Raw genomic sequence first — 23,923 nt, 5'->3', positions numbered from 1 at the left:
AAAAGAGGGGTTCGACTCCCCTAGGGACTGCCACGCGGAGCCTTCCCTGCATTTTGAAGGCTCGGCGGCGCTTCTTCAGCGCAGACGTCATTCGCGCGTGCGACCTTAAAATCGTCATTTTTGATTTTCCGCTGCTCACAGAACCGTGTTAATCATAGTCTCTGCGCGCGTTGCAGGCGGGGGTTGTGAGTTGTCGGATTACGACGAGATTGAAGCGCCGGACATCGTTTTGATCGCCGGTACGGTGAAATGGTTCGATCCTGGCAAAGGGTACGGCTTCATCGTGCCGGATGAGCCTGGGCTGACCGAGTTGAAGGACGTGCTTCTGCACGTCAGCAGCTTGCGTGATGGCGGCCATGAGGCCGCGGCCGAGGGCGCGCCGATCACCTGCGAATGTGCACGTCGCCCCAAGGGCTGGCAGGTCGTGCGCGTTATCGACCTGGGTGAGGGCGCGCCGACGCCGGTCCGCCGCGAAATCTCGCGCGCCTCGGCCTCGCCGCGCGCGACCTATGACGCGCTGAGCGACGGCCCGCTGGAGGCGGCCGTCGTCAAATGGTTCAATCGGACCAAGGGCTATGGATTCGTGGTGCGCGACGGGGCGGCTGGCGATATCTTTGTCCATGTCGAAACGCTGCGACGCTGCGGGCTGGATGATCTGGTTCCGGGTGATGCGGTGCAGGTGCGGTTCGCTGACGGCCCCAAGGGCCTCGTGGTGGCCGAGATCAGGCCGGGCGAGTAGGTTTCGCCCTTTGAGGGGCGAAGTCATGGGTTTCTCGCGACGTATGCTGTTGACGGGCTTTCTTGCGGTCGCAGGCCTGGCCTCGGCCTGTGCGCCCAAGGGGCCCGTGGACGCCGCAGGCCGGCCGCTTGAGCCGCTGAGCGTTGTGACCGCTTCGGGCGAGCACAAGTTCCTGGTCGAGATCGCTGACGACGACGCCGAGCGTGAGCGTGGGCTGATGTACCGTCCGCCGCTGGAAGGCGACCGGGGGATGTTGTTCCAGTTTCCGGCAGCCAGCGAGCAGAGCTTCTGGATGAAGAACACGCCCAGCTCGCTGGACATCATCTACATCGACCCGCAGGGGCGGATCGTGTCGATCGCCAGCCACGCCACGCCCTATTCGGAAACGCCCTTACCTTCAAACGGTGCGGCCAACGGCGTGCTGGAACTGCGCGCCGGCCGGGCCGAGGAGATCGGCGCCAAGCCCGGCGACCAGGTTCGCCACAGCTTCTTTCGTCCCTAAACTGGATTAAGGCGTTCAATACGTTGCGGTTAGGCGCCGCTCGTGCCATGAGGGCGCTCCATCGGTTCGGGGTGTAGCGCAGCCTGGTAGCGCATCTGGTTTGGGACCAGAGGGTCGGAGGTTCGAATCCTCTCGCCCCGACCATGGATGGACCTCTTTCAGGTCGAGGCGTAGCCGCCGTTTAATGAATAGCTGAAGCCGATCGGCATGGCTGCGCGGAACAGGGTGAAGAAGGCCGCCAGTTCGCCCAAGGTCGAACGCGGCACGAAGATGATATCCCCGCGGCGCAGCGCCACGACCTCGCCCTCGCGCGGACGCAGATCCACCACGCGCATCATGCGAACACCTCCGGGGCCGCGTCGAATCAGGGCGGCTTGTTGGGCCTTGGCCGAGGGCAGCGCGCCCCCCGCCAAGACGAGGGCCTGGTAGGCGTCGATATCGCCCGGCATGTCGAAAACGCCGGGATTGCGGACTTCGCCATCGACCCAGACCTTGAGCGGGCCAGCCTGGCGCAAGGTAACCTCGATCGCTGGGCGGCGCAGTTGGGGGGCGTATCCAGCCGAAATGTCCGCCTCGAGCTGTGACAGCGTGCGATCGGCGGCCATGACATGACCGAGAAGGGGGAGGGAGACGCGCCCGTCCGGGCCGATCTTCACCTGTCGCGTCAACTCGGTCGCCGTCGGCGTGGCCACCTCGATCTCATCGCCTGGATAGAGCAGATATTCTGGCTCGACATCCGTCCACTCGGCGAAGGCTATGTCGGGAAACTGCGAAGTTGGAACGCCTTGAACGCGTCGCGTGTCGCTGGGGGCGGCGCTGGCGCATCCGGCGAGGCTGGCGGTCAGGCCGAGCAGGATGAGGCGACGGTCAGGGGTCATTGAGGCGGCGGCCCAGCTTGAATTCAGATTGAGGCGAGGCTGACCGGTTATGGGTAACACGTGGTTAACGCGCGGACGGCAAAGGTGGCGCGTAGGGATTCAAAAGGATTCGCTTAGTTCATGCGTTCGACTGCACATGCAGCAGCCCGGCCTCGGTACGGCGTCGTCGACGTCGTGGCCTTGCTGTTCCGCGAGCTGTTGCTGATGGTGGTGATCTTCCTGGTGCTGTTCGCCCTAGGCGCCGCAATGGCGTTCACGATGAAGAAGACCTACACCGCCGGCGCGAGCCTGTTTGTCGGCGTAGGTCAGGAATATGTCTATCAGCCGCGTGTCGGCGCCACGGACCGCGCCACGCCGCCCGCCGCGGGAGAGGTGGCCCAGTCGGAGGCCGCCATCCTGAACAGCCTGGAGGTCAAGCAGCGCGTGGTCCGCGCCCTGGGCGTGGAGACCTTCCAAGACGGCAAGCCGGCGACCGGGACGCCTGAGGAGCAAGAAGCCTCGGCCGTGCGCGCGGTAAGCGGCGGCCTTGACGTCTCGGCGGCGCCTCAGAGCCCGGTGGTGAGCCTTTCCTACAAGAGCGATGATCCGGCGCTGTCGGCGCGCGTCTTGAACACCGTCATCGACCAGTACCTGACCTATCGTCGCGAGATCTTCCAGGATCGGGCCACGCCGGCGATCCAGACCCAACGCCAGACTTTCGAGGGCGAGCTGGCCGATGCGGACCGGGCCTATGAGGCCTTTCTGAGCAGCAACAACATCGGTGATTTCGCCACGGCCAAGGCGACCCTGGCTGGAACCTATCAGTCCATTTTCGCCGAGCGCATGAATGTGCAGGCCCAGTTGAACCAGGCCTCGCAACGTCTGGCGACCCTGGTGGCCCAGCAAAACCGCACCCCGGCGGAAATCGCCCTGCAGCAGGACCTCAATATCTCCGCCCAGGACCAGATCCTGCAACTGCGGACCCAGCGTGAAACCCTGTTGGCGCGCTACCAACCCGATGCGGCGCCGGTGCGCGAGATCGAAACCCAGATCGCTCAGTTGCAAGCCTATGTCGGCACAGGCACGGCGGTAGGCGCCAAGGAGGTCCGCACCGGCCCGAACCCCATCTGGGTCGAGCTGGAAACCACGCGCATCAATGCCCAGGCCGAACGTGACTCCCTGGCGGCACGCCTTGCCGTTCTTGACCGCCAGGTTGTCGACTTGCGGGCGCGTCAGGCTCGTTTGACCGAGCTGGAATCCCGCAACGCCACCTTGTCGGGCAATCGCGAGGTTCTGTCGCAGTCGATCCGAGAGTTCCAACTGCGCGAGACCCAAAGTCGAGCTGACAATGAACTGGTGAAAGCCGGCGCCGACAACGTCACGGTCATCGAGCGCGCGCAGCCGCCTTCGAGGGGCAAGAGCATGAAGGCGCTGCTGTTCATTGCAGCCTTCCTGTTCGCGGGCTTTACGGCCCTTTGCGTGGGTCTGCTCCGGGTCTTCCTGCGCAGGGGCTTTTCGATGCCTTCGACGGCCAGTCGGACTCTGCAGCTGCCGGTTCTGGCGGTGGCGCCGATGAAGCGCGCCTGACCCGCCGAGGGGCGTGCTAGGCTGCAGCTAAGAGGGTGGACGCGTAACCGATTCGATGGTCGATCTGACAACGGAAATGGCGGGATTGTGGGCGGCGTTGGGACCAGCGTCGGCTCATCGCGGCCGCGTGCTCCAGTTCGTGTCGGCAACCTCTGGGGAAGGGGTCTCGACCGTGGCGCGCGAGTATGCGCGTCTCGCGGCTGTGCGGGCCCGGAAGCCGGTGTGGTTGATCGATGGCGATCTGGCCCAGCAAGGCCAGATGGACGCCATTGCCGCTGAACCGGAACGCTTTGGGCGCCTTGCTGCCCCGGTGCAGGCCTCTCCCGATGGTTCAGCCTTCTATGCGGTGACGCCGCCGATGCGCGGGCGTGATGGTTTGCCGGTGCCGCCAGCGCGTCTGATGACGGCGCGAGCCTGCCTGGGCGGACGACTGTTCGTTACACGTTTTCACATGGAATTGACGCGCGCCGGCCAAAGGGTCGAGCCGCTCGGCGAGGCGCGGTATTGGGCAGGACTGCGGGGTCACGCCGATACCGTGGTCATCGACACCCCGGCTGCGGATCGCAGCGACATGGCGATCACGCTTGCACCGTTCGTGGACGCCACCATCATCGTCTTGGCCGCCGAGACGACTTCGGCCAGTGAACCGGTGACGCTACGCGACGAGATCGACGCCGTGGGCGGCCATATCGCGGGCGTGGTCATGAACCGTTCAACCTGGACGCCGCCGTCGATCTTGAAACGCTTGGCGGGTTAGCCCTTGGACGCGGCACAGGGCTGACGCTCCAGGCGCGCCATCTCGTGCATCCCATAAAAGCGCGGCTCGAAGTTCTTCATCCAGAACACTTTTCCCAAGCCGCGCGCGCAACGGTCCATGAGGTCTGCCCGACGGGGGCTAGCCGCCAGCGTCAAGCCCAAGGCTGCGGCCCCCCAGATGGCGGTCTGGGCGGCGCCGATCGCCATCCAGCGCGCGACCCCGAGCCAGTCACGAGCGGCGGCGGCGGTCTGGCTTGGACCCTGACCGTAGGCGAAGGCGCGCGTCAGGGCGTAACGCAGGGTGGCGCGGTGCGACGGCGCAAACTCATCGACCCAGGCGTCTGCAGCCCATCCGAAACGGCCGCCTCGTGCCGCCAAGGCGGCGAAGAGGGCGTCATCTTCGCCGCCGGCCTGGTCGGCGGCTGTATTGAAGGGGGCGGCGCCGGGCAGGGCGGTCGCACGCACCAGCAGCGCGTTCCCGCAGCCGTAGGCCGTGTCGATGAGACTCGTCTCGGCTGGACCTTCGCGGCCAAAGAAGCGTTCCAGATAGGGCGTCGACCAGCCTGTCCCTTCTGGAACCCGTCCGCGAATGGGGCCGAAGACGGCGTCGGCGCGAGTGGAGGCCTGTGCGCCGACCAGGGCAGAGAGCCAGCCCGAGGACGCGGCTTCATCATCGTCAAGAAAGGCGATCAGGGGAGCGATGGTGGCCGCGAGGCCTGCGTTGCGCGCGGTGGCGACGCCGGGTTGCGGGGCGTGGCGCCACAGGATCGGCAGGACGGACTCGGCGGCGAGGCGCTCGACGGTTTCGCGCGCACTGGCCTGAGGATCATTGTCGACCACGACCACTTCTTTCAGACGCGCGGTCACGCCGGTCTGGGCCATGACCGAACGCAGCGCGCGTTCGAGGCTGTCAGGACGGCGCAGGGTGGGGATGATGACGGCCACGTCGGCTTGTTCTCTCATGCCGACAGGACCTCGCTGACCGTGCGGACCTCGCATCCGGCGGCCAAGGCATGACCAACCAGTCGATCAAGCACCTCAGGCGTGCAGCCCCAAGGCGAAGGCGCCTCACGAACGTCATGGGTGTAGAGGATGAGCCAGGCCTTTTCGGCGACTGCACGGTCGATCCAGGCGCGGGCGATCGTCTCGCCGTCAGGCCCCTCGATGCCGACGCCGGGCAGTTGGTTCAGGTCGTCCCCATTGCGAACCGTGCCCTTGTGAACGCCGCGGAGCGAGGCGTAGCGGCGCGCTAGCTGCTTCTTGGAGCGCGGCGATACTTCGCCATAGGGGTAGGCGAAATGCAGTGAGGCGGCGCCCAACGCACCCAGGGCGGCGTCGTTGGCGTCCAGATCGACATCCAGAGCGGCCGGCGCCGTACGATGGCAATCGACGTGATTCAGGGTATGGCCCGCGACCTCATGGCCACGGAGGATCAGGTCGCCTATCTCGGCGGCGTCGGCGAAACGGCCCATGTGTCCCTCTTTCCCGAACAAGCCCGCGCAGACGTAGAAGGTGCCGCACGCGCCATGTTGCTCCAGGGCTTCGGCTCCCGCGTGAGCGGCGCTGGCCGGAATGTCGTCGAAGGTGAAGCTGACGATTGGTCGAGCCAAATCGAGTCGTGCCGGGCGCTTGTGGGTCATTCGGGCGAAGCGTCGGCGCAGCTTGCCCGCCAGGCTGACGTCAGGTGTGTACGGCTTAATCATATCGCCTCCGCGTAGAGGGCGACGCGATACAGGCGCAGGCTGAAGGCGCGCATGGCGACCGGCAGGATGGTCAGGCGCGCGGCCTGCTTGAACAGGGGGCGGATCATCTTCAGACCTGGCACGCTCTGCAGGCGTCGCGCGACGCGATAGCTGGGATAGGCGGCGACGAAGTCGGGATGGCGCGCGACGACTCGGGCGAAATTGGGCGCTGACTGCTCGTACTTGGCGGCCAGGGTCTCGACCGTGTCTAGGCCCATGTGGGTGGCGGGGTTGTCGATGTGCTCGACCTTGAAGCGGCGCGAGACGCGCATGGCCCATTCGACGTCTTCCCAGCCCCAGCCGGAGAAGCCCGCGTCGAAGGCCTCGGTCTCGAACACGTCCCGGCGGACCAGGAGGTTGGAGGTGAAGACGTGCTTTTCGGGCTGCAGCGCCCGCTGCTCGCGCGGGGTGCAGTCGGAACGCGCCGCCATGCTGCGATGGACGGCGAAGCGAGCGTCGTCAGGCGCCTGGAGCAGGGAGAAGCCGCCAAAGGCCACCGCAGTTTCGCCTGCTCGCGCCAGATCGCTCCAGGTCTGTAGGAAGCGGGCGTGGTCGGGGCGCATGTCGCTGTCGAGAAACAGCAGACTGGACCCGCGTGCGGCGGTCGCCAGCCGGTTGCGCCCGACGGAGCGGCCTTCGTTGGCGGAGAGGGAGATCAGGCGGATGGGCAGGGCGCTGGCGTCAGCCTGAGCGATCAGACGGCGGGTCAGGTCGGCGTCATGGGTGCCGTCGTCCAGCATGACCAGTTCGACGGCGCCGTTCAGTGCGGCCGCTTCCCGGTCGAGCAGGGCGAGCAGCGCCACTGGATCGTCGCGCAGGAAGGGGATCAGCACCGAAAGCGTCGGTTCGGCGCGCATCCAGACTGAGTTGTCGTGAACGACGACGTTCATGCCGCAGCCCTTCGCGCCTGGATCACACCGCGCAGCCGTTGCGTCAGATCGCGTACGCCGCCCGCATTGATGGCGAAGGCGCAGGCGCCATAGACCGTCGCCCCGACCGAGGCGTCCAGCATCAACTCGGGGAAGCCGCCGATGGGCGGCAGGAACCAGACCACCACAGCCATGATGCCCGCACACAGACTGCACTGGAACAAGGTAGTCCAAGGCAGGGGCAGGGGCATGATGCGGCGCCCCATTGCCCAGGACGCGACCAGACCGACCGCAAAGCTGGCGGTCGTGGCCCAGGCTGCGCCCAGAACGCCGAAGCGCGGGATCAGAAGGATGTTGAGCACGACATTGGCGAGGGCCGGAACGCTCATCGCCGCCAGGAGCCAGCCGGTGCGGCGACCCAGGGTGAAGGCCTGGTGGAAGTAGTAGACGGTGAGGCCGGACAGCAAAGCCGACAGGGCGATCCAGGGCGTGACCTGGGCGGCGGCATGGCGCAGATCTTCGCCGATCATGAATTCAGCCAGGGGGCGAGCCACCAGCGCCACGCCGACAGCGGCGGGCAGGCCGATCAGGATGAGGGTCGAGACCTGTTCGCCGGCGGCGGCGGTCAGTTGGTCGCGCCCGCCGCGCTCCAGCGCCATGACGAGGGCGGGCGTGCCGGCGGTTCCCAGCCAGATGAACAGGACATCAAGAGTGCGGTTCGCGATGCTGTAGCCAGCGTGATAGGCGCCGACCGCCGCCTCGTCCATGAACAGGGCCAGCAGGAAACGATCCGTCGAGGCCAGCACCAGGGCCAGACCCAGGGATGCGGCGATCGGATAGCCATAGACGGCGTAGCTCTTGAGCCGTGCGCGATCGATATAGCCGCTGCGGGCCTCGCGCAGTTCGCCGGGCAGGATGAAGGGCAGGGCGAACAGGGGGGCGATGAGCAGGCCGGCAAGCGGAGAGGCGCCGCCGGCGCCGCCCAGGGCGAAGGCCGCACCGACGCCGAAGCCCGCCAGGGTGTTCCAGATGTCGAGGCTGGCGGCCTTGCGCACCTCGCCAGCCGCGCGATAGCGCTCTTGCGCCAGCTTGGTCAGGCACCGCACGGGGATGCCGATCAGGCCCACCGCAATCGGCAGACGCAAGTCGTGCGGCATCGGCCATAGCCAGATGACCAGACCCGCCAACGGCAGGAACAGGCCGGTCATGATGAAGGTGGTGCGATACAGGCTGGCGAAATGGCTGGCCATGTCGGCGCCTTCGCGCTGGGCCGCCCAGAAGCGCGCCATGGCCGCCTCCAGCCAACTGAAGGTCGCGACGTGGGCCATGGTCATGACAGAGAAGGCCAGGGCATAGCGGCCGAAGTCGTCGGGACTGAGCAGGCGCGTGTAGACGATGATCGCCAGGAAGCCGACGACGCCCTGAATGATGTTGGCGGGCAGATAGCCCAGCACCCCGCGCCAGAACATCAGCGCACCGACATCCGGTCCCCAAGGAGGACGGGAATGGTGACGGCGATGATCCACAGGTCCATCCAGAAGGACTGATGCTCGATGTAATCGATGTCCAACTGCACGCGGCGGCGGACTTCCGGCGCCGTATGCATGGGGCCGCGCGAACCCTTGATGGCGGCCCAGCCGGTCATGCCGGGCTTGATGCGATGGCGGTGGGCATAGTCGGCGACCAGCCGGGCGGACTCGATCGCGCCGGTCTTCATGCCTATGGCGTGGGGACGGGGGCCGACCAGGGACATCTCGCCGCGGATGACGTTCAGCAACTGGGGCAACTCGTCCAGACTGGTCGCGCGCAGGAAACGCCCGATGCGGGTGATGCGGTCGTCGTCGGCCGTCACCTGGCGGCTCGCGGTGGCGTCGGCGGCGTCGTGGCGCATGGTGCGGAATTTCCACACCACGATCTCCTCCTGATTGAAGCCGTGCCGACGCTGGCGGAACATGGCTGGGCCGGGGCTGTCCAATCGAACCAAGGCGCCGACGAGGAGCAGGAATGGCGACAGCAGGAGGAGGCCAGCGGAAGCCAGGATCACATCCTGGAGACGCTTATTGAAGGCACGTCGATCATGATCGACGGGTCCCTCGAGCGGGGCCATCGGCGCCTGAGCCAGCTTTTCCAGAGCAGCGTTGCGCTGTTCGGCTGTCTTGGGGTCTACCAAAAGGGTCAGGCGGATGGGCAGAACGCTGAGACGAGCGGTCAGGTCACGCACGCGCGCCTCGGCCTTCGGGTCGATGGCCAAGACGATCTGGTCGATGTAGGGCGTCAGTCGGTGGTTCAGCAGGGCGTCGGCCTCGCCTAGAACCGGGACGCCGCCGATCGCGTCGGGTGAGCGCGCCAGCCGGTCGTCGAAAACGCCCAGCACGTTCAGGTCGCGGCGTTCCAGCGCTTCATGAATCAGGCGCTCCGCGTGGCGCGTGGCGCCTACGACCGCGATGCTGGGCGTCAGTGCGCCTTTTTGGCGCCAGTCGGCGACCATCAGGCTCCAGATCATGTGCAGGCATGGCAGGAGAACCAGAAGCGCTGCGGACCAGGCTAGGTAGAGGCGCCAAGGCATGGCGGCGCCATGCAGCGCCAGCCCAAGAGCGGAGGCTGCGGCGGCGCCAAGGGCGACGACGGCGCCTACGCCAGCCAGGTGAAGCAAGACGCTATGGTTTTTGTCGAAACGATAAAGGCCGAGCGAGCGAAGCAGCCCCAATATCATCAGGCCGCCGAGAATCAGGGGCGCTGCATCGATCAGGCGCGCTGACAGCGGGGCGCCGCCAGCCAGGAGGGCGATGCCAACGACAACTGTCGCCACCACGGCCAAGATATCCAGGCTGCGGAAATAGAAGACGCGTCGACGGGCCGCGTTGCGCTGACGGGTGTTCAGCCAGAGATCGGGGCGGAAGGGACCTCGCCGCGCTCGCCCCCTCACCGTCGCCGAATCAGGCGCCGACTGTAGGGAGTCATGAACAACCTTGGTCCGAAGCCTGGCGCCGTCCGCGACGGGAAATAGGGATTCGGCGGACGTCATAGGGAAAATTCAGATCCTGAAGCGTTTCAGATGGCTATGTCTTTGCATGTCTCACGTCTATCCCCCGTTAACGGGATAGATTTCCGATCACCCCCGTTGCGCAGTGACGAAGGACCCGCTATCCACCCGGCCTGCTGGAGACGTGGCCGAGTGGCTGAAGGCAACGGTTTGCTAAATCGTCGTACCCTGTAAGGGGTACCGAGGGTTCGAATCCCTCCGTCTCCGCCAGCCCCCCCTCTCATTATTGATGATGCGTCGTTGACGCCGTTTGGGTTGCGACGACTCTGGGCTTGTCCATCGACGCCTGTCTGAATGCGCTGCTCGGGACGCCGTGCTGACGAAGAATGAGGCGCGCTATGTCGGGGGCGCCGATCAGGGGCATGGGTTGGCCGAAGGCGTCGAGCCAGAGGCGATTCAGGTGAGCCTCTTCCTGGGAAAGCTGGGGTTTGATGGCGCTGCCTCGAACTGGGTGATTCCGGCCATGCTAGGCCAACCTTGAAGCGGCGGACGTAAAAGGCTGTAAACTCAAAAATCGTGGGTCTCTTTGTCGCAGTTGTGCGCGTATTCAGGGGGCTGATTGTTCCTTGAGGCGGTAATTGTGAAAATCTATTCTAATTTTTCATCGCTTGACTGCGACTGCTGAGTTAAAAATTCTCAGGGAGCTGCATTTTCCCTCTTGTCGATCTCGCGAGTGCGATGAACAGTTCGCAACTGCGAAACGCATGAGGGGATACGCGCATGACGCAGTTCAAAAACAGCTTACCGGGGCTTCTCGCCCTGCTTTGTCTTACCGGGGGGCTATTCGCGGTCGGTGCGGCGCTCGCAGCGCCCGACGCCGCCGCCATCGCCAATGTCGCCAGTGCCGCTGTAACAGCGTCGGAGCCTGCTCCGGCGCTGTTTTCACATCAGGTTCCGCTGGAGCTGGACGCCGCAGGCACGGCCTGGCTGGGGACCTCCACCGCCCTGGTCCTGCTGATGACCCTGCCGGGTCTGGCGCTCTTCTACGGCGGCATGGTGCGCCGCAAAAACGTGATCGCGACGATCACCCAGTCGGTCGCCGCCTTCGCCGTGGTTTCTCTGACCTGGTTCATCGCCGGCTACACCATCGCCTTCGGCACGAACGGCGACGCCGGGGTCAATCAGTACATCGGCAGTCTGGACGCCCTGTTCCTGAACGGAGTGACGGTGGACACGGCGCACAGCCTGCTGCCGGGCATTCCTGAGTTCCTCTGGGTGTCGTTCCAGCTGACCTTCGCCATCATCACCCCGGCGCTGATCACCGGGGCTTTCGCCGAACGGCTGAAGTACTCGGGCATGCTGCTGTTCACCGCCCTCTGGTCGCTGGTGGTCTATGCGCCGATCGCCCACTGGGTCTGGGGCGGCGGCTTCCTTGGCGCGCAGGGCGTGCTGGACTTCGCCGGCGGCGCGGTGGTTCACGTCAACTCGGGCGTCGCGGGTCTGGTCTGCGCCCTGTTCCTCGGGCCGAGGAAGGGCTACGGCGTCGAGCCCATCACGGCGCACAACCCGGTTCTGACCATGATCGGCGCCTCGCTGCTGCTGGTCGGCTGGATCGGTTTCAACGCCGGCTCGGCAGGCGCGGCCAACGGTCTGATGGGCGCGGCCCTGATCAACACCCTGCTGGCGGCGGCAGCGGCCTCGTTGGCCTGGAAGTTCGTCGAGGTCGTCTACAAGAAGAAGTGGTCGCTGATCGGCGTCCTGTCGGGCGTGGTCGCGGGTCTGGTCGCCATCACCCCGGCGGCGGGCTTCGTCGATCCCAAGGGCGCGGTCATCATCGGCCTCATCGCCGGTCCGGCCTGCTATGTCTCGTCGGTCTGGCTCAAGAAGCTGCTCAAGTATGACGACAGCCTGGACGCCTTCGGCCTGCACGGCGCGGGCGGTCTGGTCGGCGCTCTGCTGACGGGCGTCTTCGCCTCGACGGCGATCAACAGCCTGTCGGAAGGGGCCAATATCGGGGCTCAGGCCCTGGGTCTGGTCTGGACCATCCTGTGGAGCGCGGTCGGCACGCTGATCATCCTGCTGATCTGCAAATACACGACGGGCCTGCGCGTCACCGACGAGCAGGAGACGGAAGGCCTGGACGCCCACCTGCACGGCGAAGTGCTGGACGGCGTCTGAGGCGAGGGGGCGGGACGCGGCGCCTCCCTGCCGCGTCCCACTTCCCGCCAATCGAGGCCCGGTCGCGCTCCACCAGCGACCGGATGAGTAGGCGTAACAAAAAACAATCAGACTTTGAGGGGATATGTCATGAGAGTTGCACTTGCTTGCGTTTCACTTCTGGCGCTGACCATGGGGGCTGGCGCGGCGAACGCTCAGGCCGAGCCTGAAGTGGCTTTCAACATCGGTGTCACCAGCGACTACGTGTTCCGAGGCTTCAGCCAGACCGACACCAGCCCGGCCTTGCAGGGCGGGGCGGACCTGACCGCTGGGATATTCTATGCCGGCGCCTGGGCGTCCCAGGTCGATTTCGGCGACGACACGGACGGCGAACTGGATATCTATGGAGGCGTGGCCGTATCGAGCGGCGGTTTTGACTTCAATGTGGGCGTCATCGCCTACCACTACATCGGCGCGCCCAACGGCGCCGATTATGACAATGTGGAGTTCAAGGCGGCGGTGTCTCGCGGCTTCGGTCCCCTGACGGCAGGCGCGGTGGTCTACTATTCGCCAGACTTTTTCGGTGCGGACGAACAGACGAGCTATGTCGAAGGCAACCTGGGCTACGCCCTGCGCGACAACGTCAATCTGACCGGAGCCTACGGCAAGCAGTACTTGGATGTTGGCGACGACTATTCCACCTGGAATGTCGGTGTGAAATTCGGCGTCACTGACAAGATCTCGCTGGATCTGCGCTATTGGGACACGGATGTGGACGGTGATCTGAGTGAAGACCGTCTTGTGGCCACGCTTGGTGTCGGCTTCTGAGGCTTCTGGCGAGGGAGGGCGATCCACGCCTTCCCTTGCGTGATCTTGGCGCCGCCGCTGAGGCGGGCTACGCCTGCGCCTCAATCTTGCTCTTGGGAGAGACGCACATGGACCTGACCACCGTCACTGAACACATCCGCGGCGCCGTCGGCGACAACTCGGGCCTCGGCAAGACCGTCAAGCTGGACCTTGGCGATGTCGGCAAGATCTTCATCGACGGCGCGTCCGTGCCGAACTCGGTGACGAACGAAGACAAGCCCGCCGACGCCACCGTCTCGATGAAGTGGGATGACTTCGTGGCCCTGTCGGAAGGCAAGCTGGATCCGATGATGGCCTTCATGCAGGGTAAGCTGAAGATCGCCGGCGACATGATGATCGCTCAGAAACTGGCGCCGCTGCTGAAGCGCTGATGCGTTTCTGAGGCACCAGAACAAGGACGGCGCGGCTCCACAGGGGCCGCGCCGTTTTGCTATCGGCGCTCGCAGAAGCGCGGTTAAGGACTTGAGGACACGACCATGGACTTCGCTCCCTCCGAACGCGGCCTGATGTGGCGCGAGCGCCTGTCGCGCTTCATCGACGAGCACGTCGTTCCGGCCGAGGCTGAATACCGCGCACAGGTTCACGCCAATCCCAAGGTCCAGGCTCCGGTGATGGAGGCGTTGAAGGCCAAGGCGCGCGAGGCGGGGCTGTGGAACATGTTCCTGCCGGGCGAGCACGGGGCGGGCTTGACCAATCTGGAATACGCGCCCCTGGCTGAGCTGATGGGCCGTCGGCTGTGGTCGGCCGAGGTGTTCAACTGCAACGCGCCCGACACCGGCAACATGGAAGTCCTGCACATGTACGGCGACGCCGCGCAGCAGGCGCGCTGGCTGAAGCCGCTGATGGCGGGCGAGATCCGTTCGGCCTTCTTGATGACCGAGCCCGAGGTGGCCTCGTCGGACGCCACCAATATCCAAACCAGCATCGTCCGCGACGGCGACCACTATGTGGTCAACGGCCGCAAGTGGTGGTCGACCAATATGGCGCATCCCAATGTCGCCGTGACCATCGTTATGGGCAAGACCGACCCTGAAGCGGCGACCCACCAGCAACAGAGCCAGATCATCGTCCCGACCGACACGCCCGGCTTCCGCGTCGAGCGGATGCTGTCGGTCTTCGGCTATGACGAAGCGCCGATCGGTCACGCCGAGGTGGTGCTGGAAAATGTCCGCGTTCCGGTTGAAAATCTGATCGCCGGAGAGGGGCGGGGCTTCGAGATCGCCCAGGGGCGGCTTGGTCCAGGGCGCATCCACCACTGCATGCGGGTCATCGGAGCCGCCGAGCGGGCGCTGGAACTGATGGTCGAGCGGCTGCTGACGCGCACCGCCTTCCGCAAAAGTCTGGCCGAGCATTCGGTGTGGGAGCAGCGCGTGGCCGAGGCCCGCACCAATATCGATATGTGCCGCCTTCTGGTGCTGAAGGCCGCCTGGATGATGGACGAGGTCGGCGCCAAGAACGCCAAGTCCGAGATCGCCCAGATCAAGGTCGCCGCGCCGCGCATGGCGCTGCAGGTGATCGACGACGCCATCCAGGCCTTTGGCGGGGCGGGCGTGTCAGGCGACACCCCTCTGGCCGAGCTTTACGCTACGGTTCGGACGTTGCGCATCGCCGATGGCCCGGACGAGGTGCACAATCGCACCATAGCGCGTCTGGAATACGCCAAGCACGGCGGTCTTCGTCGTTAAAAGGCAGGGCTGCGGCAAGCGTCGCAGCCCTTTCAATCGTCGCCGGGTGCTCCTACTGCCGCTTGTCGGGCCGGAACACCTGATGGCGGTGATGCGAGCCAATGCCGCCTTCAGTTACATCGCTGATGAAGAAGTTTTCGCTGTGGCGATGGGGCGGCTCTGCGCCGAAGTGCTGACTGATCCAATGGGCGAAACCGGTCTTCTTGACTTGTGGTGGGTCTGCCTGGGCAGGCGACAGCGCTTCTTGGTCGGACGGGTTTCGGACTTCGTTTCCGATGGGGTTCATCATGGTCGACTCTCCCTGTTTCTGAGGAAGGGAACCGAGAAAACGAGGGGTCGTTCCTCCTGCCTAGCTGTCCCCATGGATTACATTTTGGTCAGCTTCAACAGAGGGTTCCGTCTCCAGCAATAGGGCCAGACGATGGCGTGCGCGGTTGACTCGACTCTTGATCGTTCCGACCGCGCAGCCTGAGATATCGGCCGCTTCCTGATAGGACAGGCCGGCCGCACCCACCATGACGATAGCCTCGCGGTGCTCGGGCGGTAGGGCGTTGAGCGCAGCCTGGAGGGAGGTCAATTCGGCGGTCCATTCCTGACTGGCTTCGGCGGTCAGGCTGGCGGCGTAGCGACCTTCCTCGTCGGGCACCTCGCGGCGCCGCTTGGCGGCGCCCGTATACCAGCTGTTCCTCAGGATGGTGAAAAGCCAGGCGCGCAGATTGCTGCCCGGCTCGAACCGCGCCCGGTGCGCCCAGGCTTTGGTCAGGGTCTCCTGCACCAGGTCGTCCGCGTCCGCCGAGTTCCGCGACAGGGTGAAGGCGAAGGCGCGCAGGGCGGGTAGGAGACCGGTGATCGCATAGCGCCAGTCGGCCGGCTTGACGATGCCGACGGGGCGGCGCGAAGGAGCATAGCTCGGGCCATTGTCCTGCGGCCCGTCAGGCACGCGAACATGGGGCATGCTACGGGAATCCTAGAGCCAGGCTGCGCGATCCAACAGTGGAAGGTGCGTGGCCGAAACGCGGGCTCTGCGCGACTGTTCCGTACGGCGACCTCGCTTTGGGCGACGGAACCGGCATGCGTCAGGCCGCATTCAAACGAGCGGATGGATCAGCTTTCAGCGAGCATCGAGCGAATGAGCCACCCTCTCAGGGCGTCCCGGATCGTGGAACAAGACGTAGCGGTCTATCGGCGGGTAAGGTCGCATATGCGGCGCATCGCCGCCGAACTGACCTCGGAAGATCTGGCGCTCCAGTCCATGCCCGAAGCGAGCCCGGGTAAGTGGCATCTGGGCCATTCCAGCTGGTTTTTCGAGACGATGATCCTGGCGCGACGACCGGATTATGTTCCTGTTGATGAGCGCCTGAACCCACTGTTCAATTCCTACTATGAGGCCTTGGGCGCACGTGTGGGCCGAGCCGACCGGGGGCTGATGACGCGGCCGTCTCTGGATCAGGTCCTGGCCTATCGCGACGAGATCGACCGCCGCATGGAGATGCGGTTGGCCGAAGGGCTGGACGACGATCTGGACCGCTATCTGTTCGAGCTGGGCCTGAACCACGAACAGCAGCATCAGGAGTTGTTTCTGATGGACGTGCTGAACCTGATGTCGCGCTCGCCGTTTGATCCCGTAGCCTATGAGGTCGAGCCGCGCGCGGATGCGCTCCGGCCGCGCCGGGGCGGGTGGGCGGCGTTCGAGGGCGGATTGGTGGAAATTGGCGCAGGCGACGGCGGTTTCGCGTTCGACAACGAGCGCCCGGAACACAGGGTCTGGCTGGAACCCTTTTCGGTGGCGGCCGATCTCGTCACCAATGCGGACTGGATCGAGTTCATTGACGACGGCGGATACAGGAGGGCCGAGTTCTGGCTGTCGGACGGCTGGGCCACGGTGAAGGCCGAGGGCTGGACTGCGCCTCTCTACTGGCGCGAGGAAACAGCGGGATGGAGCGCCATGTCCCTTTGTGGGCGGCGTCCCGTCGATCCAGCAGCGCCGGTGCGTCATGTCAGCTTCTATGAGGCTGACGCTTTTGCTCGGTGGTCGGGGCGGCGGCTGCCGACCGAGGCTGAATGGGAGCATGCGGCGAGGTTCGATCCGGCGGCCTTCTCCAATCTGGTTGGCGAAGTCTGGCAGTGGACGGCCAGCGCCTATGGTCCCTATCCGGGGTTCCGTCCGACTGCGGGGACGGCGGCGGAGTACAACGGCAAGTTCATGGCCAATCAGATGGTTCTGCGCGGGGGGGCGTTCGCCACGCCCGAAGGCCATGCGCGGCCCAGCTATCGCAACTTCTACTATCCACATCAGCGCTGGATGTTCGCCGGGGTCAGGCTGGCGGCGGACGGGTCGAAGATCAAGGAAGCGGGCGCTCACGACGCCTTTCGTCAGGACATGATCGACGGCCTGTCGCGACGCTCGAAGGCTCTGCCGCCCAAGTGGTTCTATGACGCCGAGGGGTCCCGCCTGTTTGAGGCGATCACCTGTCTGCCGGAATATTATCCTACCCGGCAGGAGGCGGCGCTCCTGCGCCGGGTCGCGCCGGAATGGGCTGGCCGGTTCGGGGCGAACGCGGTCCTGGTCGAACTGGGATCAGGAGCTAGCGAGAAGACGCGCATCGTGCTGGATGCAGTGCCTGACCTGGCCGCCTACGCCCCCATCGATATCAGCCCCACGGCGCTGAATGAGGCGGCGGAGCGCATCCGTGCCGACTATCCGGGACTGAAAGTCCTGCCGGTGCTGGGGGACTTCGAGCATCTGGCGCCGCCGCCGACCGAGGCAGGGCCGGGGCGGCGGATCGGTTTCTTTCCCGGCTCGACCATCGGCAATCTGACGCCCGAGGCGGCGGTGGCCCTGTTGCGCTCGGCGCGGCAGGTGCTGGGCGAGGGGAGCCTGTTCGTCCTCGGCGTCGATCTGGTGAAGTCGCCAGAGGTGTTGGTCGCCGCCTATGACGACGCCCAGGGCGTGACGGCGGCGTTCAACCGCAACCTGCTGGTCCGCGCCAATCGCGAACTGGGCATGGATTTCGAGCCCGACGCATTCTCTCATGTCGCGCTGTGGAACGCCGAGCACTCGCGGATCGAGATGCATCTGAAGGCGAAACGGCCGATGACGGTGCATCTGGGCAAGCTGGCCTTCCGCTTCGCCGAGGGCGAGACCATCCACACCGAAAGCTCGCGCAAGTTCGAAGAGGCGTCAGTGAGGGCGTTGGCCGATGCGTCAGGCTGGCGGCTCGAGGTGTTCGCGGTCGGGCCGGACCCGACCGTGGGGCTGGCGCTGCTGGCCGCCTGATCCCGGCAGCGACGCAGCAAAAAAGCGGCGCGCCGAGAGGCTGCGCCGCCTTGATATGTCAGAGGAATGACTCAGCCCTTGGGCGGGGCGTCGCTATCCTTGCTGCGCGAGCCGTGCGAGGCCTCGCCGCCCTTGCGGCCGGCCTGGGCGGCTAGGCTGCGATCCTGAGAGAAGCTGCGCTTCTCGCTGGGAACGCTGGCCCCGCCCTTGCGGGCGATCTCGCGTTGGCGTTCGGGGTCCATCGAGGCGAATCCTCGTTTGGAAACACCCGACCCGCGGGTGGGCTGACCTTCGGCCATGTCGGCTGTTCCTTTCAAAGACGGTGGCGCTTGCCGGAAAGAACCCGGCGCCGTCGATGCGGTTCCGAACAAGAACGATTTCCTTGTTCTGTGGACGGTCAGTCGTGGAGCGGAAATCACCAGGGGCCGCCATCGGCTTGAAGGGCGGTTTGATCAGGAACCAGCTTTGGACCGGCGGGTTGAAAAACGACCCCCTATCACCCGGAGAGATCCCTCATGGCGGAACCCCGCACATCCCCATTGCCGGAAGAGATCATCAACGGCGCCTCGACCGCGACCCGACGGCTGGAAGAGGCGGCTGACGCCATCATCGCCAGGAACGCCTCGCCGCGCCCGATCCATGAGGCCGTTCGCGAAGACGCGGCGGAGGCGCGGGCCTGGGCCGACCGGCGCGTCAAAAGGGCGCGTGACGCGATCCGTGACGAGCCCCTGCGGGCGTCACTCTATGCGCTTGGGATCGGTGTTATCATCGGCCTGCTGGCCGCGCGATAAATCAGGAGGGGCCGGTCGCCGGGCGAACAATGGGCGCACGCGACATCGCCTGGTCCGATACGAACGGGTTGGTACGTCGTTCGGCCCCGAACGTCGAATGCGGGCCATGGCCGGGCACGAAGGTCACGTCGTCGCCCAGCGGCCACAGCTTTTGCGTGATGGCGTGCAGCAAGGCGCTGTGGTCGCTGCGCGGGAAATCCGTGCGGCCGATCGAGCCCTGGAATAGGACATCGCCGACCTGAGCGAAGCGGGCCTCACGGTTGAAGAAGACGACGTGGCCCGGCGTGTGGCCAGGGCAGTGGACAACCTCCCAGGTCGTCTCGCCCAGCGTCAGCGTTTCGCCGTCGACCAGAAACCGCGTCGGGGTGAAGATGCGGGCGTCGGGCAGGCCGTACTTCTGGCCCTGGGTGGGAATCAGGTCTATCCAGAACTGGTCTTCGGCCTGGGGGCCGATGATGTCCACGCCGGTCTTTTCCTGCATGTCCGCAGCGCCGCCAGCGTGGTCGAGGTGGCCGTGTGTGATCCAGATGGCCTCCAGCGTCAGGCCGCGCCGTGCGATCTCACCCAGAATCGCATCGGCCGAGCCGCCTGGATCAATGACGGCGGCCTTGTTCGTCTTCGTACACCAGACGGTAGTGCAGTTCTGCTGCAGCGGCGTGACGGGCGTGATGAAGACGCCGATGGGGGAGGCGGGCTGGCTCATGGTCCCCAGATAGCGAGGGGATGCCGGCAAAGGAACCCGCGCGCGTTGACCTTTCGGCCCCTTCTCGACATAAGAGCGGGCTTCGAGGCGCCGCTCCAAAAGGGCGGCCCTATTGCTTTATCCACCGCGCGCGCCGTTCGGCGTCGCCACAGAGCGTCAGAATCCCGACCATGCAAGTCGTCGAAAAGTCGAACGAAGGCCTCAGCCGCGTGATCGCGGTGACCATTCCGGTAGCCGAGCTGAACGAAAAGCTTGAAGCGCGCATCAAGGAAGTCGCGCCCCAGATGAAGCTCAAGGGCTTCCGTCCGGGCAAGGTGCCGGCCGCCCACGTCAAGAAGACCTTCGGCCGTGACTTCATGGGCGAAATCATCAACGCCTCGCTGAACGAAACCAGCCAGAAGGCCCTGGACGACGCCAAGATCCGTCCGGCCGCCCCGGCCGAGATGAAGCTGGTCTCGGACATGGACAAGGTCATCGCCGGTCAGGAAGACCTGGCCTACGAAATGTCGCTGGAAGTCATGCCTGACTTCACGCCGGTCGATCCCAAGACCCTGAAGCTGGAGCGCCCGACCTATACCGCTTCGGACGAGGACCTGGACGAAGCCCTGAAGGAACTGGCCTCGCAGGCCAAGTCCTATGAGGACAAGAAGGGCAAGACCGTCAAGGCCGCCGAAGGCGACCAACTGACCATCGACTTCGTCGGCAAGCTGGACGGTGAAGTGTTCGAAGGCGGTTCGGCCGAGGACGCCGACCTGGTGATCGGCTCCAACCGTTTCATCCCGGGCTTCGAAGAGCAGCTCAAGGGCGCCAAGGTCGGCGAAGAGAAGACCATCGAGGTCACCTTCCCCGAGGAATATCAGGCCAAGAACCTGGCCGGCAAAGCCGCCACGTTCGACGTCAAGGTCAAGGCCATCAAGGCTGAAGCCGAAGCCAAGATCGACGACGAGTTCGCCACCCGCATCGGCCTGGAGTCGCTGGACAAGCTGAAAGAGCTGCTGAAGGCCAACCTGGACCAGCAGTACGCCGGCGCCGCCCGCTTCAAGCTGAAGCGCGCCCTGCTGGACCAGCTGGACGAAGCCCACGACTTCGCCCTGCCGCCGAAGATGGTGGAAGCCGAGTTTGAAGGCATCTGGGCCCAGGTGTCGGCTGACAAGGACGCCGGCCGTCTGCCGGAAGACGACGCCAAGAAGTCGGAAGACGAACTGAAGGCCGAGTATAAGAAGATCGCCGAGCGCCGCGTGCGCCTGGGTCTGGTGCTGGCCGAAATCGGCCGCGCCAACAATGTCGGCGTGACGGACCAGGAACTGTCGGGCGCCATCATGGCCGAAGCCCGGAACTACCCGGGCCAGGAAAAGATGGTTCTGGACTTCTATCGCCAAAACCCCAACGCCGCCGCCCAGCTGCGCGCGCCCATCTATGAAGAGAAGGTCGTCGACCTGATCGTCGGCGTCGCCGACGTCACTGACAAGCCGATCTCGAAAGAAGAGCTGCTGAAGGAAGAAGACGAGGGCTAAGCTCTCTTCGTCCATAGCTCAGTGACTTCGAGAGGGGCGGTTCCGCAGGAACCGCCCCTCTTTCGTTCAAGACTAGCGGCGTGAAAGTCGCGCGGGGAGACGTTCTGGCTCATGACAAAGGCTTAATGTCCCCTGGCCGGTCGGCCATACTGCGACCCTAATCTGCGGGATTTTCAAAAATCGATGAAACTTGGAGGGGTGAAGGATGGCATGGCTTGCTGCTGGAATAATGGGTCTGGCTCTGCTGTCGCAAACGGCAGACCAAGGGCGCCAGGTTGAGAGCGATCAGTCGGCGACTGAGCTGAGCGATATCGTCGTTCAAGGGCGTCGCATCGATCAGCGGGTCAGCGGTTTTATCGACGAGGTCATTGCAGCCCCCAGCGGACGCGGGCCAGCGCGTTGGCGAGACAGCATTTGTGTTGGGGTGGCTAACATCCGTGGTGAGGCCGCGCAGTATGTCGTTGATCGCGTTTCCCAAGTTGCGCTGGAAGTGGGCCTGGAGATTGGTGAACCCGGCTGTAGACCGAATATCCTGATCATCGGCTCTGCAGACGGAGCGGGCATGGCGCGGGGGCTGGTCGAGGCGCGTCCCAGGGTCTTCTGGCCCGGAGGTTCGGGTATGAACCGCAGTCGTGCGGCTCTTGAAGCATTTCAGAGCGGGGACGCACCCGTGCGTTGGTGGCATATCAGCGTACCTGTAGACGCACAGACCGGCACGCGTGCGGTCCGGATGCCGGGCGATGATGAGCCGATCCGGATTGAACGGACCACCTCTGGCCGTCTGCGGACAACGATCAGAAACGACCTCAACCGAGTGATCATCATTCTCGACGTGGCCAAGACGGACGGGATGAATTTCCGCCAGATCGCGGATTATGCCGCCATGGTGGCCTTTTCTCAGGTCGATCCAGATGCGGACACCAGCGGGTATGATTCCGTATTGGGCCTATTCTCCCATTCAAGCTCCGTTGAAGGGCTGACCGATTGGGACATGGTCTATCTCAAGGCCTTGTACGCCGCTGAGCTGAATCAGGGCTCTGCAATTCAGCAAACCGGCGAGGTCCGTGGCCTGATGGCGCGTGAGCGGAAGCGCGCAGCGGGGGCGCCCGAGACAGAGGATTGATCGTGTCGCGGAAACTCCGCTCGGCTTGATCTTGCGCCGCGCGGCTCGGGTGATGATATCTTGCGGGCTAGGGCGGCGGCAGCGAGTCGCGCCGGCAGAATACGAAAAAGGCATTCATGCGCGATCCGATTGACTACATCTCCAACAACCTGGTGCCGATGGTGGTGGAGCAATCCAGCCGCGGCGAACGGTCGTTTGACATCTTTTCGCGCCTGCTGCGCGAGCGGATCATCTTCCTGACCGGCCCGTTCGAGGACGGCATGGCCTCGCTGATCTGCGCCCAGCTGCTGTTCCTGGAATCGGAAAACCCGAAGAAGGAAATCAGCATGTACATCAACAGCCCCGGCGGGCAGGTGACCTCGGCGCTCGCGATCTACGACACCATGCAATACATCAAGTCGCCGGTCTCGACCGTGGTCATGGGCATGGCCGCCTCGGCCGGCTCGCTGATCCTGACGGCCGGTGAGGCGGGTCAGCGCATCGCCCTGCCGAATGCACGGGTCATGGTGCACCAGCCCTCGGGCGGCTTCCGCGGCACGGCCTCGGACATCGAGCGCCACGCCGAGGACATCATCGCCACCAAGCGCCGCCTGAACGAGATCTATGTCCACCACACCGGACGGACCTATGAGGAAGTCGAGCGGACCCTGGACCGCGACCACTTCATGACCGCCGAGGAAGCCAAGGCTTGGGGCATCGTCGACCACGTCTATGACAAGCGCACCCAGGCCGACGACGACGGTGTGAAGGCACCCTAAACCTTAGCGCCGCTTCGGCTGCGACAATTTGCGAGGCGGCGCCCTGCGACGGACGCCGCCTCGAATCATGTTTGAGCACTTGTCGCCAACAAGGAGCATTCAGGCATGGCCATGCGAGACGACGGGTTCAGATACGGTCTGGTGACGCGCCTGCTGCACTGGAGCATGGCGGGCCTGATGGCCTGGCAGTTTGCGGGCATGGGGATCAAGCTGGCGGTCGGCAAGGCGCCCATCACCGCCTTCTGGGTGGGCACGCACAAGAGCGTGGGGACCGTGCTGCTCGCGCTTCTGATCGTTCGAGCGATCTGGGGCCTCTACAACATGAAGGCGCGGCCCGCTCACGGCGGCGGATTCTGGGGACTGGCCGCCAGGGGAGGGCATCTGGCGCTGTACGCCATGATGCTGGTGGTGCCTGCCTCGGCCTTGTTGCGCCAATATGGTTCCGGGAAGTCGATGACCTTCTTCGGTCTGCCCTTTATCACGGGCGGCGGATCGGAGGTGGCGTGGATGACCGCGCCAGCAGACGCCTTCCATGGCCTGCTGGCCTGGTTGCTGCTGGCGGCGATCGGCGGGCATGTCCTGATGGTTCTGGTCCATCGTTTCATCTGGAAGGACGACACGGCCCGGCGCATGCTGGGCTAATGAGGCTCTCCTTCGCCGGATCCATGCTATCAGGCCTGCATGCAGTACACGCGCGATTCCAAAGGCACGGTCGAAGTCGACGGCGACATCTACGAGTGGGAGATCCGCCGTCAGCCGCAACCCAAGTCGGGCGGGCAATGGGAGGGCATGGCCGTCACCCTGTGCCTGGTCGGCTTCAAGCGCGAAGCCATTATCCAGTTCCCGCCGCCGCTGCGTCCCAATGGCCGGCCGGATGTCGAGAAGCAGCGGGTCAACGTCGACGCCGTTCGCAACGCCGTGATTTCGTCGATGGAGGCGGGGTGGAATCCCACCTCGCGCGGCAAGCCCATGGTCTTCGACGTGGACGCCGACGGCCACTGACCGCCGGCGCT

The 23,923-nt window shown here is 65.0% G+C and carries 25 protein-coding genes and 2 tRNA genes; 17 read left to right on the top strand and 10 right to left on the bottom strand.

Going from position 1 to position 23,923, the window contains the following annotated elements; translation table 11 throughout:
* Positions 1-190: 190 nt before the first annotated feature.
* The 3 genes from RTY13_RS10805 (at position 191) to RTY13_RS10795 (ending at position 1,385) form a co-directional block, all read left to right on the top strand.
* Positions 191-739 carry a cold-shock protein gene (locus RTY13_RS10805; RefSeq protein ID WP_312783358.1) on the top strand — a complete coding sequence of 183 codons (549 nt, stop codon included), beginning with the start codon at positions 191-193 and terminating at the stop codon, positions 737-739.
* A gap of 25 nt (positions 740-764) precedes the next feature.
* On the top strand, positions 765-1,241 hold the full coding sequence (locus RTY13_RS10800; RefSeq protein ID WP_312783357.1) for a DUF192 domain-containing protein: 477 nt from the start codon (positions 765-767) through the stop codon (positions 1,239-1,241).
* A gap of 67 nt (positions 1,242-1,308) precedes the next feature.
* Positions 1,309-1,385 (top strand) — tRNA-Pro (locus RTY13_RS10795).
* A 14-nt stretch (positions 1,386-1,399) separates the two neighbouring features.
* On the opposite strand, the gene RTY13_RS10790 is transcribed toward RTY13_RS10795, so the two are convergent.
* A complete protein-coding gene (locus RTY13_RS10790; RefSeq protein ID WP_312783356.1) occupies positions 1,400-2,119 on the bottom strand; it encodes a polysaccharide biosynthesis/export family protein in 720 nt (239 codons plus the stop codon).
* A gap of 120 nt (positions 2,120-2,239) precedes the next feature.
* Here RTY13_RS10790 and RTY13_RS10785 point away from each other — a divergent pair, with 120 nt between their 5' ends.
* Together RTY13_RS10785 and RTY13_RS10780 are read left to right on the top strand one after the other, a co-directional pair.
* The gene (locus RTY13_RS10785; RefSeq protein ID WP_312783355.1) at positions 2,240-3,685 is read left to right on the top strand and encodes a chain-length determining protein; all 1,446 of its coding nucleotides are present in this window, start codon (positions 2,240-2,242) and stop codon (positions 3,683-3,685) included.
* Between the two features lie 55 nt (positions 3,686-3,740).
* Positions 3,741-4,442 (top strand): hfsB, encoded by a 702-nt coding sequence (locus tag RTY13_RS10780; protein ID WP_312783354.1) that lies wholly within the window; start codon positions 3,741-3,743, stop codon positions 4,440-4,442.
* Here the strand turns inward: RTY13_RS10780 and RTY13_RS10775 are convergent.
* The 5 genes from RTY13_RS10775 to RTY13_RS10755 are packed head-to-tail and all read right to left on the bottom strand — an operon-like array spanning position 4,439 to position 10,077.
* Positions 4,439-5,404, bottom strand: coding sequence for a glycosyltransferase family 2 protein (locus RTY13_RS10775; RefSeq protein WP_312783352.1), 966 nt, complete (start codon positions 5,402-5,404; stop codon positions 4,439-4,441). The genes RTY13_RS10780 and RTY13_RS10775 overlap by 4 nt on opposite strands.
* The gene (locus tag RTY13_RS10770) at positions 5,401-6,144 is read right to left on the bottom strand and encodes a polysaccharide deacetylase family protein (protein ID WP_312783350.1); all 744 of its coding nucleotides are present in this window, start codon (positions 6,142-6,144) and stop codon (positions 5,401-5,403) included. The genes RTY13_RS10775 and RTY13_RS10770 overlap by 4 nt, the downstream gene beginning before the upstream one ends.
* Entirely contained in the window at positions 6,141-7,073 is a 933-nt protein-coding gene (locus tag RTY13_RS10765; RefSeq protein ID WP_312783349.1) for a glycosyltransferase, read from the bottom strand. The genes RTY13_RS10770 and RTY13_RS10765 overlap by 4 nt, the downstream gene beginning before the upstream one ends.
* Positions 7,070-8,521, bottom strand: coding sequence for a lipopolysaccharide biosynthesis protein (locus RTY13_RS10760; protein ID WP_312783348.1), 1,452 nt, complete (start codon positions 8,519-8,521; stop codon positions 7,070-7,072). Before RTY13_RS10760 ends, RTY13_RS10765 begins: the two co-directional genes overlap by 4 nt.
* Complete coding sequence (locus RTY13_RS10755; RefSeq protein WP_312783347.1) at positions 8,521-10,077, bottom strand: exopolysaccharide biosynthesis polyprenyl glycosylphosphotransferase; 1,557 nt, start codon at positions 10,075-10,077, stop codon at positions 8,521-8,523. The genes RTY13_RS10760 and RTY13_RS10755 overlap by 1 nt, the downstream gene beginning before the upstream one ends.
* 136 nt (positions 10,078-10,213) lie before the next feature.
* Here RTY13_RS10755 and RTY13_RS10750 point away from each other — a divergent pair.
* The 5 genes from RTY13_RS10750 to RTY13_RS10730 all read left to right on the top strand — a co-directional run bounded on the left by RTY13_RS10750 (position 10,214) and on the right by RTY13_RS10730 (position 14,744).
* Positions 10,214-10,305, top strand: a tRNA-Ser gene (locus tag RTY13_RS10750).
* Between the two features lie 510 nt (positions 10,306-10,815).
* Positions 10,816-12,213: an ammonium transporter gene (locus tag RTY13_RS10745; RefSeq protein ID WP_312783346.1), complete on the top strand. Its 1,398-nt coding sequence runs from the start codon at positions 10,816-10,818 to the stop codon at positions 12,211-12,213.
* Positions 12,214-12,342: 129 nt separating this feature from the next.
* Positions 12,343-13,020, top strand: coding sequence for a TorF family putative porin (locus RTY13_RS10740; protein WP_312783344.1), 678 nt, complete (start codon positions 12,343-12,345; stop codon positions 13,018-13,020).
* 107 nt (positions 13,021-13,127) lie between these two features.
* Positions 13,128-13,430 carry an SCP2 sterol-binding domain-containing protein gene (locus RTY13_RS10735; protein WP_312783342.1) on the top strand — a complete coding sequence of 101 codons (303 nt, stop codon included), beginning with the start codon at positions 13,128-13,130 and terminating at the stop codon, positions 13,428-13,430.
* 105 nt (positions 13,431-13,535) lie between these two features.
* The gene (locus RTY13_RS10730; protein ID WP_312783340.1) at positions 13,536-14,744 is read left to right on the top strand and encodes an acyl-CoA dehydrogenase family protein; all 1,209 of its coding nucleotides are present in this window, start codon (positions 13,536-13,538) and stop codon (positions 14,742-14,744) included.
* Positions 14,745-14,796: 52 nt separating this feature from the next.
* On the opposite strand, the gene RTY13_RS10725 is transcribed toward RTY13_RS10730, so the two are convergent.
* Positions 14,797-15,033, bottom strand: coding sequence for a hypothetical protein (locus RTY13_RS10725; RefSeq protein ID WP_312783338.1), 237 nt, complete (start codon positions 15,031-15,033; stop codon positions 14,797-14,799).
* A gap of 60 nt (positions 15,034-15,093) precedes the next feature.
* Positions 15,094-15,699: a sigma-70 family RNA polymerase sigma factor gene (locus tag RTY13_RS10720; protein WP_312783336.1), complete on the bottom strand. Its 606-nt coding sequence runs from the start codon at positions 15,697-15,699 to the stop codon at positions 15,094-15,096.
* Between the two features lie 174 nt (positions 15,700-15,873).
* Between RTY13_RS10720 and egtB the strand changes: the two genes are divergently transcribed.
* Positions 15,874-18,021 carry an ergothioneine biosynthesis protein EgtB gene (gene egtB, locus RTY13_RS10715; RefSeq protein ID WP_312783334.1) on the top strand — a complete coding sequence of 716 codons (2,148 nt, stop codon included), beginning with the start codon at positions 15,874-15,876 and terminating at the stop codon, positions 18,019-18,021.
* A gap of 71 nt (positions 18,022-18,092) precedes the next feature.
* On the opposite strand, the gene RTY13_RS10710 is transcribed toward egtB, so the two are convergent.
* A complete protein-coding gene (locus tag RTY13_RS10710; protein ID WP_312783332.1) occupies positions 18,093-18,320 on the bottom strand; it encodes a general stress protein in 228 nt (75 codons plus the stop codon).
* Positions 18,321-18,536: 216 nt separating this feature from the next.
* On the opposite strand from RTY13_RS10710, the gene RTY13_RS10705 reads away from it, so the two are divergent.
* The gene (locus RTY13_RS10705) at positions 18,537-18,812 is read left to right on the top strand and encodes a hypothetical protein (protein WP_312783330.1); all 276 of its coding nucleotides are present in this window, start codon (positions 18,537-18,539) and stop codon (positions 18,810-18,812) included.
* A gap of 1 nt (position 18,813) precedes the next feature.
* Here the strand turns inward: RTY13_RS10705 and RTY13_RS10700 are convergent, their stop codons facing one another.
* Positions 18,814-19,515 (bottom strand): MBL fold metallo-hydrolase, encoded by a 702-nt coding sequence (locus RTY13_RS10700; RefSeq protein WP_312783328.1) that lies wholly within the window; start codon positions 19,513-19,515, stop codon positions 18,814-18,816.
* Between the two features lie 170 nt (positions 19,516-19,685).
* Here RTY13_RS10700 and tig point away from each other — a divergent pair, with 170 nt between their 5' ends.
* The 5 genes from tig to RTY13_RS10675 all read left to right on the top strand — a co-directional run bounded on the left by tig (position 19,686) and on the right by RTY13_RS10675 (position 23,912).
* Positions 19,686-21,029 (top strand): trigger factor, encoded by a 1,344-nt coding sequence (gene tig, locus RTY13_RS10695; RefSeq protein WP_312783327.1) that lies wholly within the window; start codon positions 19,686-19,688, stop codon positions 21,027-21,029.
* Positions 21,030-21,258: 229 nt separating this feature from the next.
* The gene (locus RTY13_RS10690) at positions 21,259-22,152 is read left to right on the top strand and encodes a hypothetical protein (protein WP_312783326.1); all 894 of its coding nucleotides are present in this window, start codon (positions 21,259-21,261) and stop codon (positions 22,150-22,152) included.
* Positions 22,153-22,268: 116 nt separating this feature from the next.
* Complete coding sequence (locus tag RTY13_RS10685) at positions 22,269-22,910, top strand: ATP-dependent Clp protease proteolytic subunit (RefSeq protein WP_312783325.1); 642 nt, start codon at positions 22,269-22,271, stop codon at positions 22,908-22,910.
* Positions 22,911-23,015: 105 nt separating this feature from the next.
* Positions 23,016-23,552, top strand: coding sequence for a cytochrome b (locus RTY13_RS10680; protein ID WP_312783323.1), 537 nt, complete (start codon positions 23,016-23,018; stop codon positions 23,550-23,552).
* A gap of 39 nt (positions 23,553-23,591) precedes the next feature.
* A complete protein-coding gene (locus RTY13_RS10675; protein WP_312783321.1) occupies positions 23,592-23,912 on the top strand; it encodes a hypothetical protein in 321 nt (106 codons plus the stop codon).
* Positions 23,913-23,923 lie beyond the last annotated feature (11 nt).

The organism is Brevundimonas sp., assembly GCF_032055285.1.
Classification (GTDB): domain Bacteria; phylum Pseudomonadota; class Alphaproteobacteria; order Caulobacterales; family Caulobacteraceae; genus Brevundimonas.
The sequence above is the reverse complement of the archived record's forward strand: the minus strand, read 5'-3'. Positions and strand labels throughout refer to the sequence as shown.